Raw genomic sequence first — 15453 nt, forward strand, 5'->3', positions numbered from 1 at the left:
CTTATCAGGCCGGAAGGCAAGGACTTGTTACGTCTGTTATTGTAAAAGGCGGAACCAGGGCCTCGTCTTTTTCCCGGTTCCGCCGCTGGAATCCTGAATGAATCAGGATGTTGCTTCCAGTTCTTTCCGCCGGGAAGAAATCCAGCGAGAGAAGAGTTTGGCCGTGGCCGGAATGATGAGCAGATTCAGGATGGTGGCTGAAACCAGACCGCCGAATTGGACGATAGCCAGCGGGCCGAGCAGCTCGCCGCCGGGCTTGTCAATGGCCCAGATCAGCGGGAGCAGCCCCAGCACCGTGGTCAGGGAGGTCATGATGATGGGGACCACGCGTTCCAGGGAACCTTCCCGGATGGCGTCCGCCGGGTCCAGGCCCTTGTGTTCCAGGGCCCGGTACCTGTTGAGCAGGATCAGCCCGCTGCGGATGGCAAAGCCAATGACCGTGACGAACCCCACGATGGAAGCCACGGAAAGGATGGGCGGAATATAGGTGGAGTGGAACAGGGAAGAGAGGGTGCCGGGAGAGGCCAGGAAGACGGCCACGATGCCGCCCACCAGGCACAGCGGAATGTTTACCAGCGTCAGCATGGCGCGGCGGACGCTCCCCAGCGCGGAGGAGAGCAGCAGTACGATAAGCACCATCATGATGGCGCCCAGCACGTAGAGCCGTTCGGAGGCGGATTCACGCGCCTTGATGGTGCCGTCATAGTCCACCGTGCAGCCCATGGCGTTCATCACGGGGTCCAGCTGTTCGCGGCAGGCCTTCGCCAGGTCCCCCAGATTGGAGTTGGGGGAGGGGTTGCAGGAGATCATGGCCTTTCGCATGGTGTTGTCCCTCAGGATGAGGTTGGAAACCTCCTCCCGGTACACGTGTGCTACGTCGTCCAGGCGCACGGTCTTTTTATTGGGGGAAAGCAGTTCCAGGTTCTTGATGTCTTCAATGGACGTCTTCAGTTTGGGATCAATGCGCAGGACAATGTTCCAGTGGTCCTGGTTCTTGATCACTTCCCCCAGTTTCTGGCCGTTCATGGCCGTGGAGACCTGCTCCGCGGCATTCGCCATGGTCAGGCCGCGGGAAGCCAGTGCTTCCTGGTTGTACTGCACGCGGATGGTATCCACCATGATCTCCCGGTTGGCGCGCGCGTCCGCCACTTCCGGCATTTTCGCCAGAATCTCCTTGGCCTTTTGGGCGGCCAGGCGGAGCTGAGGCAGTTCCGTTCCGTAAATGTTGATGGCGATTTCCGAGTTGGAGCCGGACAGGGCGGAACTGATGCGGTGCGCCAGAGGATAGCCGATCATGGAGCTGGTGCCGGGGATGTCGTCAATGCACTTTTTGATGGCGGCGCGCAGTTCCTTCTGGTCCTTCTTCAAATCCACGCGCACAAGCAGCTCGGAGGCGCTGACGGGTTCCGCGTGTTCATCATTTTCCGCACGTCCCGTGCGCTGGGTGACGCTGAGGACGCCCGGAATGCGTTCAATGTCCTTCATGACCGTCCGGGAAATGCGTTCCGTTTCGTCCAGGGAGGTTCCCGGCACGGTGCTGACGAAGACCGTGTAGCAGTCCTCGTTGAACGGCGGCAGGAAGCTGGTTCCGAAGGTGGAGCCCAGCCACAGGGCCAGTAGCGTGACGGCCGCCATGATGGCGCAGACCGTCTTGGAAAAGCGGAGGCAGAATTCAAGGATAGGCGCATAAATGCGCTTGATAAGGCGGGAGCTGAATGAGTCCCCGCTTTCCAGCGTGGCGGCGTTTTTGCTCTTCTTGAACCACATGTAGCAAAGCACCGGAGTGATGGTGACGGCTACGATCAGGGAGGAGAGCAGGGCCAGCATGTAGGAAATGCCCAGAGGACGGAAGAATTGCCCTTCCAGGCCGGATAGGAAGAGCACCGGCGTGAATACCAGCAGGATGATGATGGAGGAGAAGGAGATGGATCCTACGATTTCCCCCTTGGCCTTCATCAGCACTTCATACTTGCTCTTGCGCTTGTCTTCCGGCAGGGCGGCGTTCCGGTTCAGGTGCCGCCATGCTATTTCCACGAAAATAATGGCATTGTCCACCACATCCCCCACGGCCACGGCCAGGCCGCCCAGGGTCATGATGTTGATCGCCAGCCCGAAAACGGGGAACATCATCATCCCGAACAGGACGGACAGAGGCATGGAAATCAGCGTGATGATGGCCGTACGCAGGTTCAACAGGGTCAGAAAGATGACGATCATGACCACCGCACCTGCAATGAGCAGGGTCTCCGTGCCGTTGTCCAGCGACATTTCAATAAAGTCCGCCTGGCGGTAGGCGCTGGTATGCAGTTTCATGCCCTTGGGAAGCTGGCTCTGGGTGAATTCCCGGATGGCGGCGTCCACGGCCTGCGTCAGGGCCAGCGTATTGGCCCCCGGGACCTTCTGCACGGAGAGCACTACGGCGTCTTCCCCCATGAACCCGGCGTCTCCGCGGCGCGGCGCGCCGTCTATCTTGACTTCCGCCACGTCCTGCAGCCGCAGGATGCCGGAGGGATGGTCCGGAACCAGGGCGCGGTTGAGCTGTTCGATGTTGGCGGTGCGGGTATCCTGCTGGATGGGCAATTCCTGCCCGGCCACATCTTCCAGATACCCTGCAGGAACGGAAGACTGGGATTCCTCAACGGCCGTTTTCAGGTTGGAAAGGTCCACCCCTGCCAGCTTGAGCTTGTTGGGGTCGTAAATCACCTGGTATTCCGGCAGGCGGCCGCCCAGCACCGTGACTTGTCCCACGCCGGGAATGGCCAGCAGGCGCGTGCGCAGCTTGTATTCCGCCAACTGCCGCATGTCCAGCGTGCTGGTGTCCTTGTCCCCCGTCAGGGCGATCAGCATGATTTCTCCCGTTACGGAGACGATGGGGGCCAGCTCCGGGGATGTGCCCTCCGGCAGGGAGTCCCGCACGGCTCCCAGGCGTTCCGCTACAATCTGGCGGGCCTGGTAGATGTCCTTGTCCCAGTCAAAATCCACCCACACGAAGGAAAGGCCGCTGCCGGAGGAAGAGCGCACGCCCTTGACTCCTGCGGTTCCGTTCATGGCAGACTCAATGGGAATGGTGATATACTGCTCCACTTCCTCTGCGGTGAGGCCGGGGGCTTCCGTCTGGATGGTGACGCGCGGCACCTTCAGTTCCGGGAATACGTCCACGGGAATATTTTTCACCACGAAAATGCTGATGACCGCCAGGGCGAGCGTCAGCAGAATCACGGTGATCCTGTTATTCAGGCAGAATGAAATTAGAAAGTTCATAAACTTTTAGTTATTAAATACTAATGATGAAAGATTAAAGGGATTGTTTCAAGAGCTCTGTTCCTGGTTGTTTGTTCTTTAATCTTTTGTCTTTGCTCATGGGTTAGTGTTCCCCTTCATGGAACTGGCCGTCCGCATGAAAGTGGCCGGCCGCTTTCTTGCTTCCGGCATTTCCCGTGGGCAGGATGTATTTCAATTCATAGCCGCCCTTGGTCACGATGGTCTGTCCCGGCGTCAACCCCTTGACGGGCGTTTTTCCCTGCCGGGCGGGCAGCGTTTCCACCTTCTTCATGACGAAGGTATCGTCTCCCGCCTTGATGAAAACTACGTCGTTCACCCCCACTTTGACGACGGCGCTGTTGGGAACGGGAATAAAACCGTCCTTGGCGGCGTCATGGGAATAAAGGTCCAGCCGGGCAATCTGCCCCGCATGCGTTCCTTCCGGCATGTTCTCCGGCACAAAATACAGGGCGCGGGACTGTGTGGCGGGGTCCACCTGTTCGGCTACTCTCAGGCTGCCGTTCAGGACTTCCGTATGTTTACCGCTGGTCAGGGCCAGCTGGGCTTTCGCATAATGGACGGGGTCCGCTCCGTAAATGGTGGTGGAGAATTCCAGTTCCCCCTTGTTGGTCATGACGAGGGCGGGCGCACCCTGTTCCCCCCAGGAACCCTGCGTCATGTTCACGGATTGAACGGAACCGTCCGCCGCGGCGTATACGTAGAGGAGGTTGTTTTTCAATGCCCCGGAATCCGTGACCAGCTTTAATTTATTACTGCTGGCGGCCAGGGCGGCCCGGAGGCTGTGGATTTCCGCCTCCTTGAATTGAATGGAGGTGTTCAGTTCACTGTTCCTGGTGCCGATCTTTTCCAGCTGGGCCTGGCGCTGCCTGAGGGTATTGAGTTCCGCCACGGCGCGGTCCAGGGCTGCCTGTGCCTGGGAGGCGTTCCCTTCCATCTCCACGATGTCCGGGGAGGCCAGCGTGTACAGCAGTTCCCCCTTGCGCACCTGCTGGGCGGATTTCACATTGAAGGTCACGCGCCCTGCGGCGGGAAGGGCGTATGTGGTCACTGCATGCGGAGGAATGACCATCTGGCCGTGAAGGGTCTTCTCCGCGCCATGGGGAACTTCCGTCACCTTTTCAAAACGCATGTCCAGGGAATGGCGCGCCTTTTCATCCACATGCACGGGAATCATGTCCGCCAGCTGGCCGGCGCCTTTTTCCGCGGCTTCGTCATGGTCATGGTCGTGGTCGCCTGTGCAGGCTTCCCCTTCCGCATGCTGGTGGCCTTCATGCTCATGGTCGCCCGTGCAGACGGAACCGTCCGCATGTTGGTGTTCCTCATGGGCGTGGCCTTCAGTGCAGGTTTCCCCTTCCTGGTGCTGGTGTTCCTCATGGCCGTGGTCCGCCGTGCAGGCGGTGCCGTCCTCATGTTGATGTTCCGCGGGGGCCTGCTGGTCTCCGCGTGCGGGATTGAGGCCGAAAACGGGAGCGAGGCCCAGGATGATGGAAAAATAGAGACGTTTCATGTTCGTTAAGATGGTGAGGAATTTATTTGGATTGAAGATTGGCGTGGGTGAGGTAGCGCAGCTGGGCCTGAATGGCGAGCAGCTTGTCCAGATTGTCCAGGAAAGCCAGGCGGCTTTCATAAAGCTGATGGCGGTTTTCCGCCAGTTCCAGCAGGGAAGCCTCCCCGATTCCGTGTAATTTTTCCATGGTCCGGACGGAGGCGGCGAAGGACTCCACGCGCTGAAGCTCCGTCCGGCAGTGGCGGAGCACCATCTGCTGGCTGGCGTCAAGCTGGCGGGCGTTGAATAATTCCGTTTTCCAAAGCTGGATGGTTTCCTGCCTGGACAGGTCCCGTGTGCCGCGGGCTTCTGCAATGGCCTTGCGGTTGCGGTTCCAGAGGGGAAGATTGAAGCCTATTTCTCCTCCCACTTCCTTTTCGCCGTCGTCCCGGGTGAAAGAAGGCCCAAGTTCCAGTTCCGGATACTGCCGGCGGATTTCCGTCTTGAACAGCGTTTCCGTGGTGGCGTAAGCAGCCAGCTGGGCCTTGATTTTAGGAGCTGCCGTCAGGGCGGCGGGGCCGGGGGCCGGAACGGCGGCAGGCAGCTGGAAGCCCTGTCCCGTCAGGAAGCCGAGCTTTTGGGCCGCGGAGGGATGCAGGCCCATCAGCTTCACCAGCTCCATTTTCTGTTCCAGTTCCGCTTCCGTAACGGCCTGGAGTTCCCGGATGGCGTCATTCATGCGCTGGGAAGCCACCTGGCGGGAGGAAAATTCCACTTCCCCCGCGCCAATGAGTTTTTCAATCATGCCGTTTTCATGCCGCACCACCTCCAGGCGTTCCCGGATGACCGCCTTGCGGCGCCGGGTAACGGCCAGCTTGCTCCAGGCCTGGTCCAGGGAACTGAGGAAATCCAGCTCCGCCTGGCGGAGGGTCCAGAAGTCCGCCTCCTTATACTGTTCCGCCACTTTTTTTTCCAGCGCGGGGAGGCCGGTCACGGGAATGGTGAAGCCCAGGCTGCCGGACATGTTAAGCGTATTCTCCTGGAGGACTTGTTCAATGTCCCAGGAAAAGGATGGATCATTCCACCAGCCCGACTGTTTGGCGACTTCATTGCTGGAAGCCAGCTTCAGGCGGGCCTTGTTCAGATCCGGATTCATGACCAGGCCGATCTGGCGTGCCTGGTTCTGGGTGACGGAGGCATGGGCATCCATGCGGGACGCCTCTTTCCAGGAGGCTTCCTCCGCATTCAGGTCGATGGGTGCGCTGTGATAAACGCTGCAGGAACTGAGAAAGGCGGTCATGCCGAGCCCTGCGAAAAATGGTATGGATTTCATGGTGGGAAAAGGAATGGAAACAATTCGGCCCAATCAGGTTTGGACAGTGCGGAAAACGATTCCGCGTAAAAAACGGGGAAGGCCGCCATCAAAAAAATACGGGAGCGGCCGGAAACGCCTTCAAGGGCGTTTCTGAAAGAATGCCGTTAAATCAGCAAGGGAAGTTGGAATCCTTCATGTGCCGGGCCGTCGTCCCTGAAGGGGTCAGGGGGGGGCGGTGTTGCGGAATCCGGTGTCCGGCTTGTTAAAAGAAAGAGCTGGGCCAGATGGTGGAAGTCAGGCAGTGTTTGCCAGATGACGCATGGCTGGGGAAGTGGCGCCTGGATGACGGGCATCGTCAGATCGTCAATCTCCAGCCGCTGGTGTTCGCAGAGGTGCCCGGCCAGGGGATTGGAAGTGCCGTTGCCGGGATCCTGGTTCCCGCTGCATCCGCAAGGGGAGGCCTCTTCATGGCAGGAGCAGGAAAAGAGGAAAACTTCCTCATGGCAGGGGCATACGGAAACCATGCCCGTTCCGCCTACGATGACCAGCAGAAGGGTAAGCAGCATGATGCCGTTGCGCAATGCTCTAACCATGGTATGGGCCGGATCGTAGAAAGGAGCCGGAAAAGCGTCAAGAGCAAAGTGACGGATGTCGGAACCTTGGACGGGAAGAAATAGTGAGGATTCTACGGAAGAAAGGCAATCTTTCTCTGACTGTCCTTTTAATAGAGATTTATAATGAGCGTTGATCCTCTAGGTTATTTTCTAAGTAGAGCAACAATAAGGACCAAAAACAGGTCTGAAAACATCACTTACTCTACAAGCATGAAAGGCAAAGTATTTTCTTGTACCCAATATGCTGATTCTTGACGTTTTGTACCGTCTACTGCGGTTTGCTGTGAAAACAGACGGAATCTTTAGGGATAAAGATCAGGGCGGCGGATAGGTGTGGGGCAGTAAATCCTGCACGGGGCCTGAAAAGGTGGTGGCGTTAAAGGCGTTCCCCGACGGAATGGATGATTTCCTGGAATGGATGAAAAAATGGATTGACGAAGCAATGCAATGAATAAAGGGGAGAGGTTCCGTTGCTTCATGGAACATCCCGCCGGGAATTTAATGCAAATTATTGATGAACAAAAGGACAGTTCGTACAACCATTATTTATATCGCATCTTTAAGCGTGTTTATCTGTGCGTTTGCGCAGGCAAACACCCTTTTGGAAAACTGGAGAGCGGCCCTGCTTTTTCAGCTTCTTATGTTTTTCATCATTAATGAAGTTTGGTATGGGCTGTGCGCATGGCCGGGCATTTTCCATTATTTCGCCGCCGCGTTGCGGAGCAGGTCCACGGTGCGTTCAAAAGCCACGCCGCGGACGTCGATATCCTGGGAATGCTCCGTTACGGCTCCCATGATTTCTTCCTTGAACTTTCCGGCGCTCTTCTCTGTGAGCAATTCTTTGGAAATCAGGCTGCGCGTGATGACTTGCAGGACATAGTCGGTTTCTACATAAGCCTGACGGCCGACTGCGGTTTTCATGGCTTCCATGAAATCGGAAGCGTGTTCAGGGGATGTGGTGGAGACGACCTTTTCATAGGCTTCCGTGAAGGTATCAAGCGGAGCTTTGGAGACTTTCGTTTTGGTCAGGTCAAAGCTGGCCTGGTAGGCTGCTGCCCCCTCTTCTGCAAGTTGAAGCGCGGTTTTTCCGAATTTGTTGACGGCGTTCATGTCCGCTCCTTTTTCCAGCAGGAGGGCCGCTACCTGGATATTGCCGCGCATGGCCGCCAGCATCAGGGGTGTAAAGCCGTTGCCCTCCTTGTTGTTGATGTCCGCCGCCTTCTCAATCAGCATCTCGGACAGTCGGTCCAGGCCGCTCCATGAGGCCCAGTGCAAGGCGGTCCATCCATCCTTGTCCTTCTGGTCGATTTTCAAACGGGGGTCCTGCAAAAGCCTTCCCAGGTAGGGAGCCCGCTTGGCTTCCAGCTTGAGCGTCGTTTCAATATTATTGTAATTGGCGTAGCACACCCACATGACAGGCGTTCTGCCGTGCGGGTCCGTCATGTTGACAAAGGCTTTTCCTTGTTTTCCAGCCAGTTCTTCCCCCTTTTCCAGGTTCTGTTCAAATTCCTGCATGCCCTTTTCCCGGGCTTCCCTCTCCTCCTTTTCCGTAGAGGCGTTTACTTCCTTGGCCTCCGCCTTTTTCATGACGGTGATGAGGTCCAGGGCCGGATTGTCTTCCCCGGAGAAGGATTTGGAAACCACCAGGCTGAGTCCGCCGAGAATGGAACTGAAAGCTACCAGGATGAGGGAATCTACAAGGATGTTGCGCGTGTGCTGGTTCATCGTTTCGTTCTGTCAGGAGTTGGCTTCCGTAAGTTCTTCCGTCGTCACGGCCGGATCCGTTTCCGTTGCAATGGCTTCAATGGGCGGTGAGTCCGCATCCTCTTCCGGGTGGTCGGAAGTGATGGTCTTGCGGGTCATGATGATGGCAATGGGACTGATGACGGCCAGGGCAAGGTAAATGGTCCACATGAATTCCGGGGAGGACCAGAAGCCGATGTGCCCGGTGTCCATCTTGGCGCAGATGCCGTCATAGCAGAGGTAGGCGACAAGCAGGCCGCCGATGATCCCGTTGATGGGCTTGGCGATGAACATGGGCAGGGCGGCCAGGGACATGTAGGAGGCCACCTTGTCTTTGGGAGCTACGCGTGCCACATATTCGGAAAAACGGGGGGAGAAGAGTAGTTCTCCGAATGCAAAGACCAGGATCTGGGCCACGATGGCTACCAGGTACGCCTGGGAGCGTGTTTCAATTCCGGGAACCACATAGTACCATTCGATGGGAATGGCCATGAAAACAAGGGAAAACGCGGAGATGGACATGCCCACGATCATCAGGCTGACGGTGGAGAAGCGCCCCAGGAGGGGAATGAGAAGGATGAGGCCGGAGACGATGATGGCCGGGTTGATGGCGTTGATGGTGCCGATGGCGAAGTCATCGTAAAGCGTGCGCACGTAATACTTGGGCATGACCAGGAATTGCAGCGTGAAGACGATGCGTACACCCATGGTGAGGACGAGGAACAGGATCAGCTTGCGGAAGGCGGATTCCTTCCAGACCTCCCTGAAAAGCTGGAGGGGGCGGCGTTGCGGGGCTTTGAGGTTCGCTTCCTTTTCGCTTGGTTCCGCGAAGTTGTTTTCATCAATGAACCGGGTGGTGATGCAGCCCAGCAGCACCATCAGCGTACCGAAGTTGATGATCCAGAAACCGCTGTCCACGGCTCCGAAATGTTCCCGGAAAAATTCGATCAGGAATACGTTCGCGACGACGGCGGAAATGTTCATCAGCAGGTAATAGATATTGAACCCCGTGGAACGCGCATTCAATGGAGAAAAGCGCCGGATGGAAGTCTGAATGACGGGAGACATGAACGCCGTGCCGAACGACATGATCAGGATGCCTGTCATGACGGTCAGGCGTCCGCTTTCCACCGTGGGACAGATGTCCGGGCCCAGCCCCATGATGAGGCGCCCGGTGATGAGGATGATGAAGCCGATCAGGTAGGCGCGCCGGATGCCTATGATGTCGCAAATGGAGCCTACCGCAAAGACGAAGGCGGAGATGAAAAGGGTGTACAGGCCCACCCACAGGGCCGCGTCCGCATCATTGAAGCTGCAATAGTCCGTCAGGTAGAGGACGAACACCGTAATCATGGAGAAATAGGCCATGCCGTCGAAGAATTGGACGACGTTGGTAAGCCAGAAATCCTTGGATACGGTTTTTAGGATTTTGAACTCGGAAAAGTACTTGATGATGGGGTTGGCAGACTCGTTCATGCAGAAATGGAGGCGGTAGAGGAAATTTTGACGACGGTGAAAGAGTGGGTTACACACACGCCCGTTTCAAGGTTTTTTTCTCCCAAAATCCGCATTAACCGGAAAAATGCGCCTCCCTGCCAGGGAGCCTCCCTATCTGGGCAGAATGCGCCGGAATCCTGCCACACTGCACCATGACAGCGCCTTCAGGCATTGTTCCACGGCCATGGCGTCCGAAGGTAGCAGAGGCCATAATCCGGCTTCTTTCAGACCTGATTTGGCTATTTCCGCCGCTTTCCATTCACGGAACTGGGTGGGAAGGGCGGAAAAGGTGAAGAAGGCCCAGCAGGCCAGGCCAATAGCCAGCGCAATCTGGAATTTCATCAATCCGGCTGCCAGCATCCCAAGCAGGACCAGCGCCGTGAAGAAGGGGATCATGGTGGCGCGGGCGGAAGCGGTTTTACGGGTTTTGGCTGCCGCAGGGTCTTCCCTGACCAGGCGGCTCATGGCCCAGGTGTGGGCTACGCAGGCAAGGCGTCCCGCAGTCACCTTGTTCTCCCAGGCGGGGGGAAGGCTGATCAGTCCGTCTTCATCCACAGCGGGAAAGCGGCCTTCCGCCAGTTTCCGCTGGCGTTTTTCCGCTCCGTCCAGGCGGTGAATCAGTCCTGCCGGACCTGGAAATCCCGGCAATTCCAGCGATTCGTACGTACGCAGCGGAATGACTCCCTTGGTGAAGCGCAGCGCGGCAATGACGCCGAGTACGACTACGGAAAGGAAAATCACTACTGCGAATAGCATAGACGGCTTTTTCGCATACGGCCGTGTATCCGTCAATCTCCCCGGATGGCATGAAGACGGCCTTTTGTGCTTGCTGTGCCTGGAAGGGATGGCGTACAACGAACCGTCATGCTTTCTCCCCTGTTCCGCTTTTTGGGCTGCCTTATATTGTTTTCCTTTTGTTCCGGCTGGGCCGTTGCCGCTCCGGCTCCCCCGCGGCCCAATATCCTGTTCATTCTGGTGGATGATTTGGGCTGGGGGGACCTGGGCGTTTTCCACCAGAATCGCCGCGCCCGTGAAGGAAAGCCCGCCATTCAGACTCCTGCCCTTGACCGGATGGCGGCGGAGGGGATTCAGCTGTGCAGGCATTATGCGGGGTCTCCGGTTTGCGCCCCTTCCCGCGCCTCCCTGTTTTCAGGCGTTCACCAGGGACATGCCCGCGTGGTGAGGGATAATACGTTTGACATGCCTCTGGAGGATTGCCTGACGCTCCCGGCCATGTTGAAAGAGTCCGGGTACGCGACGGCGCTGATCGGCAAATGGGGGATTGGCGGCGGAACGGAAAGCGGAGGCAATCCGGGGGAATCTACGGCTTTTCCGGATAAGCGGGGTTTTGATTACTTCTTCGGACATCTGGACCACATAGGAGCGCACCGGCATTATGCGGCGGATGACCCCGCAGACCGCCGCTCCCAGACAGGCACCAATGTGATTTGGGACCTGCATGATAATATCACCAAGTCCTGCACAAACTCCTATTCCACGGATTTGTTTACGGCCCGGGCCAAGAAGTGGATTGTGGACCACAGAAAGACCTCAAAAAATAAGCCGTTTTTCCTGGCTCTGACATTTACAGCTCCCCATTCCGCGCTGGAAGTCCCTACACAGGCCTACCCGGCCGGGGGCGGCTTGAAGGGCGGCCTGCAGTGGCTGGGTAAGAAAGGAGAATTGATCAATACGGCCAATGGCGTGCGCAATTCATACGTTTATCCCCAGTACGCTTCCAGAAACTGGCCGAATGGGGCAAAGAAGCACGCTTCCATGATTGCCCGGATTGACGAGGCCGTGGGGGATTTGCTCAAATTGCTTTCGGACCTGAACATAGATAAAAATACGATTGTGGTTTTTACCTCGGATAACGGACCCCATAATGAGGGCAGTTTCATTGGGCCTACGCAGGACCCCAATTTTTTTGAGTCTTATGGGCCGTTTGACGGAATCAAGAGGGACACCTGGGAAGCCGGCATCAGAGTCCCGGCGATTGTGCGCTGGCCCGCTGCCATTCCCGCAGGGCGCGTTTCCCATGTTCCCAGCCAGTTTCATGACTGGATGGCGACTTTTGCCGAAGCCGGGAGAATGCCGGTTCCCGCGAAAACGGATGGAGTTTCCATGCTGCCCTCCCTTACGGGAAAGGGAAAGCAGAAGCCTGGCGTGCTGTATGTGGAATATAACGTGAAAGGGCAAACGCCCAATTACAAGAACTTCCTTCCGGAGCATCGGAACGCTCCCCGCTTTCAGCAGCAGATCATTTATTCGGGCAAGTATAAAGGAGTCAGGCAGAATATCCGGTCCCATGATGATCCTTTCCAGATTTATGATATTGAGAAGGATCACAAAGAGTCCCGCAATCTTGCGGATACGGCGGAAGGGCGGAGATACGGGGAGTACTTCAAGAACAGGGTCTTGCAGCTCAGGAGAATTTATGATTACCACAATTCCGTCCGCGGTTGTCTGGCGGGCAGACCTTATGATTCCGTACCCGTTCCTCCTTCGGTAGTGAATGAAGGGGCCTCCGGAAAGTTGGAATTCAGGCTTCTTTCAGAAAAGGCATGCCCCTGGGTTCCCAAACCGGAAGCGGTCAGAGGTTATGAATCCTTTGCCGTGGAAGAGACGTCCGGATGTCTTGTCCCCGGCACGGTTTCCAAACCGTCTTTCTGCGGGGAATGGAAAGGATTTTTACGTATCCCGGAAACGGGAGTGTATACATTTTTCCTTGAAACGGATGCCAATGCGGGTTCAAAGGCCTTTGTACGACTGCACGACATGCAGCTGGTGGATGCGGATTTCCATTACAAGCCGGGAAGCAGGGCCTCTTCTTCTTCTGCCGCGGGTACGACGGAATGTACTCCGGAAACGGGGAAAAAAGGAGTGCCTCTGGCAGCCGGCCTGCATCCCGTCAGCATTGGATATGTGCACGGAGCGGGCGCTTCAAAGGCGGGAGTCAAACTGCTGTGGTCCCGGAATGGCGGCACTCCGGAAGAAATTCCTGCGTCCTCATTCTCGGTGTCCGGAAAAAAGTAACGTCTAATGGTTCCGGGACTGCCCGCCATTGCATACTGCCGGGGCCGGGAGGGCAGGAGAACGATTCTCATGGGGCCGCCTGTCACGCTTCTGGTTTTGGATTGCTTTTCAGCCGTTTTTCATGTAATTGCTGACCGCAATGGTCCAGATCCGGGAATGCATGAGGAAGTGGCTGCCGTTTGTCATGATGGCGGCTGCTCTTGGAGTGTCTCCGGCCCAGGATGTGGCGAGCCCCGATGCCGCAGAGCTGGACTTGGACCTGGTCAAATTGAAAAAAGGACCCAAGGGTAAACAGAGGGAAGCCATGCGGAAGGTTCTCCTGCTGGTGTATCTGAAGCAGAAGGAGACGTGGCTGGCGGAATCCACAGGGGAAAAAGCCGTTCATCTGGAGGCGGAAATTTCCTTGCGCCGGTATCTGGCTACGGTAGAGATTGCCGGCTGCCCGGAGGAATTCAAACGCGCTTTCTCCCGTTATGCAAAGCTTCTGAATTCCTTTGAAGAGGAAAAATTGAAAAGCGTGAAGGATTTTCCACCGGTACCCTTGCAGGACGCGGGCCGGGAGCTGTTCCGGGTATTGCTCACTTACCGCCTGGAGCCGGAGCATCTGCTGGAAGAGATGAAAGCCCTGGTGGATGAGGAGATTGAGGGGAAGGAGGATCTGTCAACGGAACAGATGATAGGCATTGTCCGTGATTTGAGACAGGCATTGGAGACTGGCCGGCGACCATTCCCGAAGGAACGCGCTGCGGAGGATATGGAGTCCGCAGGCTGAAATTTGGCGTCATCTTACGAATTTTGATGCCCGTCGTGCCTTGTCCGGGACATTTCTTCATGAAGTTTTTGGATGATGGATTCAATCTTCTCCTCGCCTTTCATATATTCCTGAAGAAAATTGGAGATGCGCCTGCATTGATCCGGGGTCAGTTCCTGTATGTCGTTGAAAGATGGATATGGGGTCCCGCCCTCTTTCTTGGCTGCTTCAAGATAACGCTGATAAATGTCTTCTGTTTTTCCCGGCTCCGCTAAAGGAAAGATATTTAACCGGTCCAGGAGGTACAGGAGATAAAGAGCTTCCGGCATATTGGCGTCTGCTGCCTGTCGGAAGAGTTTCAGCGCTTTTTGTTCATCCCGTACAATATGGTAATCCTCGTCTCCGGATGCATAAATGCGGCCTAGTACCCAAAGAGCGGGACCATAGGATTGCCCGGCGGCCTTCAGCAGATAGTTGAAGTTCTCTTCAATTGGCAAATCCAGAGCGTTAAAGGCTTCAAGCTGTCCTTGCGGGTCTCCCAGGTCTGCCGCTTTTTTGATCCAGAAGTCATATTCACGGGACTGGAGGTCCTTTTTGTTAATGAAATTATCATTTGCCATTTGGAGGATGGCAGGGGTGTATCCCTTCTCAGCTGCTTTTTTCAGAAGGATATCACGGTTGTTGAACTGTTCAAAAGGGGAAAGCTCCATGTACTGGCGGTATAATTCCTCCGCGGAAGGTTCACGGGAGGGAAGCGCCCAGTAAAGGCCCAGAGCCGCAACAAGAACGATGCCTGAAATAATCAATCCGGATTTAACTTTCATACTTGATCAGCGTTTGCCTGGTAGTTTTTTGCCTTACAACAGATGCATTAATTGTCATTTTCTCCAAATGGGTCGGCCATGTGTGAAGTCGGTTCCGGGAGGGCTTTGACTTTTTCATTAGCCGGCAGATAGGTTGTTAGGAGCTCATAGGCATGAGCGCTTTTTTCCAGGTCTTCCGGATAGTCGAAAGAGGGGGAAATTCTTTCTTCCGCTTGTTTTGCCTCTTCCCTGTAGCGTTGATTCAGCTGAGCCGTTTCCGCTTCCGGAAGAATCTGGAGCCGGGCCAGAAGATACATCAGGCAACGGGCTTCCGGGTTGTTGGCTTTGGCGGCGCGCCGGTAACATTCAATCGCTTTTCTTTCATTTCTGGCGATGTAATATGTTTCGTGTCCCACAGCGTAGAGGCAACCGAGGGAAAGGAGGGCCGGGGCATAGTTTTGTTCAGCCGCCTTGGACAGGTAGGCAAGGCTTTCTGCGTCGCTCATCTCGCATTCGAGGAAGGCTTCATGTTGTGCTTCCGGGTCTCCCATATCTGCCGCTTTCCTGATCCAGAAATAATATTCATTTCCTGTCACATCTTCCGGAATGTCGTTTTCCCTTGCTTCTTTCGCCATTTGACGGACTGCCGGAAGATAGCCTCCATGGGCCGCCTTGGACAACAGCGTATTTTTCTCCCTGATTCTTTCTACCGGGGAAAGTTCCATATATTGGTTGTACAGTTCTTCAGGAGAAAGCGCCATGCACCGGTCATCCGTTTTGTCGTGGAAGATCCGGCAGGGTGAGGGCAAGAACCAGATGATGGCCACGGCCGCTAGAATGAAGGCGAGGATAAAGGCCAGGGTGAAGGAAATGAAGGATTTAATAAAGCTCATGACGGTATAGTTGGGGTTGTATTTGTTGATATT

At 56.0% G+C, this 15453-nt stretch carries 12 protein-coding genes; 3 read left to right on the forward strand and 9 right to left on the reverse strand.

The window, feature by feature from the left end:
* Positions 1–102 precede the first annotated feature (102 nt).
* From LIO64_RS12710 to LIO64_RS12725, 4 genes are all read right to left on the reverse strand, one after another.
* Positions 103–3261, reverse strand: coding sequence for an efflux RND transporter permease subunit (locus tag LIO64_RS12710; protein ID WP_290549821.1), 3159 nt, complete (start codon positions 3259–3261; stop codon positions 103–105).
* Between the two features lie 103 nt (positions 3262–3364).
* Positions 3365–4789 carry a hypothetical protein gene (locus LIO64_RS12715; RefSeq protein WP_290549822.1) on the reverse strand — a complete coding sequence of 475 codons (1425 nt, stop codon included), beginning with the start codon at positions 4787–4789 and terminating at the stop codon, positions 3365–3367.
* A 22-nt stretch (positions 4790–4811) separates the two neighbouring features.
* Entirely contained in the window at positions 4812–6101 is a 1290-nt protein-coding gene (locus LIO64_RS12720) for a TolC family protein (RefSeq protein ID WP_290549823.1), read from the reverse strand.
* Between the two features lie 146 nt (positions 6102–6247).
* Positions 6248–6676, reverse strand: coding sequence for a hypothetical protein (locus tag LIO64_RS12725; RefSeq protein WP_290549824.1), 429 nt, complete (start codon positions 6674–6676; stop codon positions 6248–6250).
* A gap of 498 nt (positions 6677–7174) precedes the next feature.
* Between LIO64_RS12725 and LIO64_RS12730 the strand changes: the two genes are divergently transcribed.
* On the forward strand, positions 7175–7354 hold the full coding sequence (locus LIO64_RS12730) for a hypothetical protein (RefSeq protein WP_290549825.1): 180 nt from the start codon (positions 7175–7177) through the stop codon (positions 7352–7354).
* Positions 7355–7396: 42 nt separating this feature from the next.
* Here LIO64_RS12730 and LIO64_RS12735 read toward each other — a convergent pair whose 3' ends face one another.
* The 3 genes from LIO64_RS12735 to LIO64_RS12745 form a co-directional block, all read right to left on the reverse strand.
* Entirely contained in the window at positions 7397–8422 is a 1026-nt protein-coding gene (locus LIO64_RS12735) for an ankyrin repeat domain-containing protein (protein WP_290549826.1), read from the reverse strand.
* Positions 8423–8434: 12 nt separating this feature from the next.
* Positions 8435–9916, reverse strand: coding sequence for an MFS transporter (locus LIO64_RS12740; RefSeq protein ID WP_290549827.1), 1482 nt, complete (start codon positions 9914–9916; stop codon positions 8435–8437).
* Between the two features lie 132 nt (positions 9917–10048).
* On the reverse strand, positions 10049–10693 hold the full coding sequence (locus LIO64_RS12745; protein ID WP_290549828.1) for a hypothetical protein: 645 nt from the start codon (positions 10691–10693) through the stop codon (positions 10049–10051).
* Positions 10694–10801: 108 nt separating this feature from the next.
* Here LIO64_RS12745 and LIO64_RS12750 point away from each other — a divergent pair, with 108 nt between their 5' ends.
* Positions 10802–12973 (forward strand): sulfatase-like hydrolase/transferase, encoded by a 2172-nt coding sequence (locus LIO64_RS12750; RefSeq protein ID WP_290549829.1) that lies wholly within the window; start codon positions 10802–10804, stop codon positions 12971–12973.
* A gap of 160 nt (positions 12974–13133) precedes the next feature.
* Complete coding sequence (locus LIO64_RS12755; protein WP_290549830.1) at positions 13134–13745, forward strand: hypothetical protein; 612 nt, start codon at positions 13134–13136, stop codon at positions 13743–13745.
* A 14-nt stretch (positions 13746–13759) separates the two neighbouring features.
* Here the strand turns inward: LIO64_RS12755 and LIO64_RS12760 are convergent, their stop codons facing one another.
* Both LIO64_RS12760 and LIO64_RS12765 read right to left on the reverse strand, forming a co-directional pair.
* Entirely contained in the window at positions 13760–14434 is a 675-nt protein-coding gene (locus tag LIO64_RS12760) for a hypothetical protein (RefSeq protein ID WP_290549831.1), read from the reverse strand.
* Between the two features lie 161 nt (positions 14435–14595).
* Entirely contained in the window at positions 14596–15420 is an 825-nt protein-coding gene (locus tag LIO64_RS12765) for a hypothetical protein (RefSeq protein ID WP_290549832.1), read from the reverse strand.
* Positions 15421–15453 lie beyond the last annotated feature (33 nt).

Origin of the sequence: Akkermansia sp., from assembly GCF_020860705.1 — a bacterium.
Taxonomy (GTDB): Bacteria; Verrucomicrobiota; Verrucomicrobiia; order Verrucomicrobiales; family Akkermansiaceae; genus Akkermansia.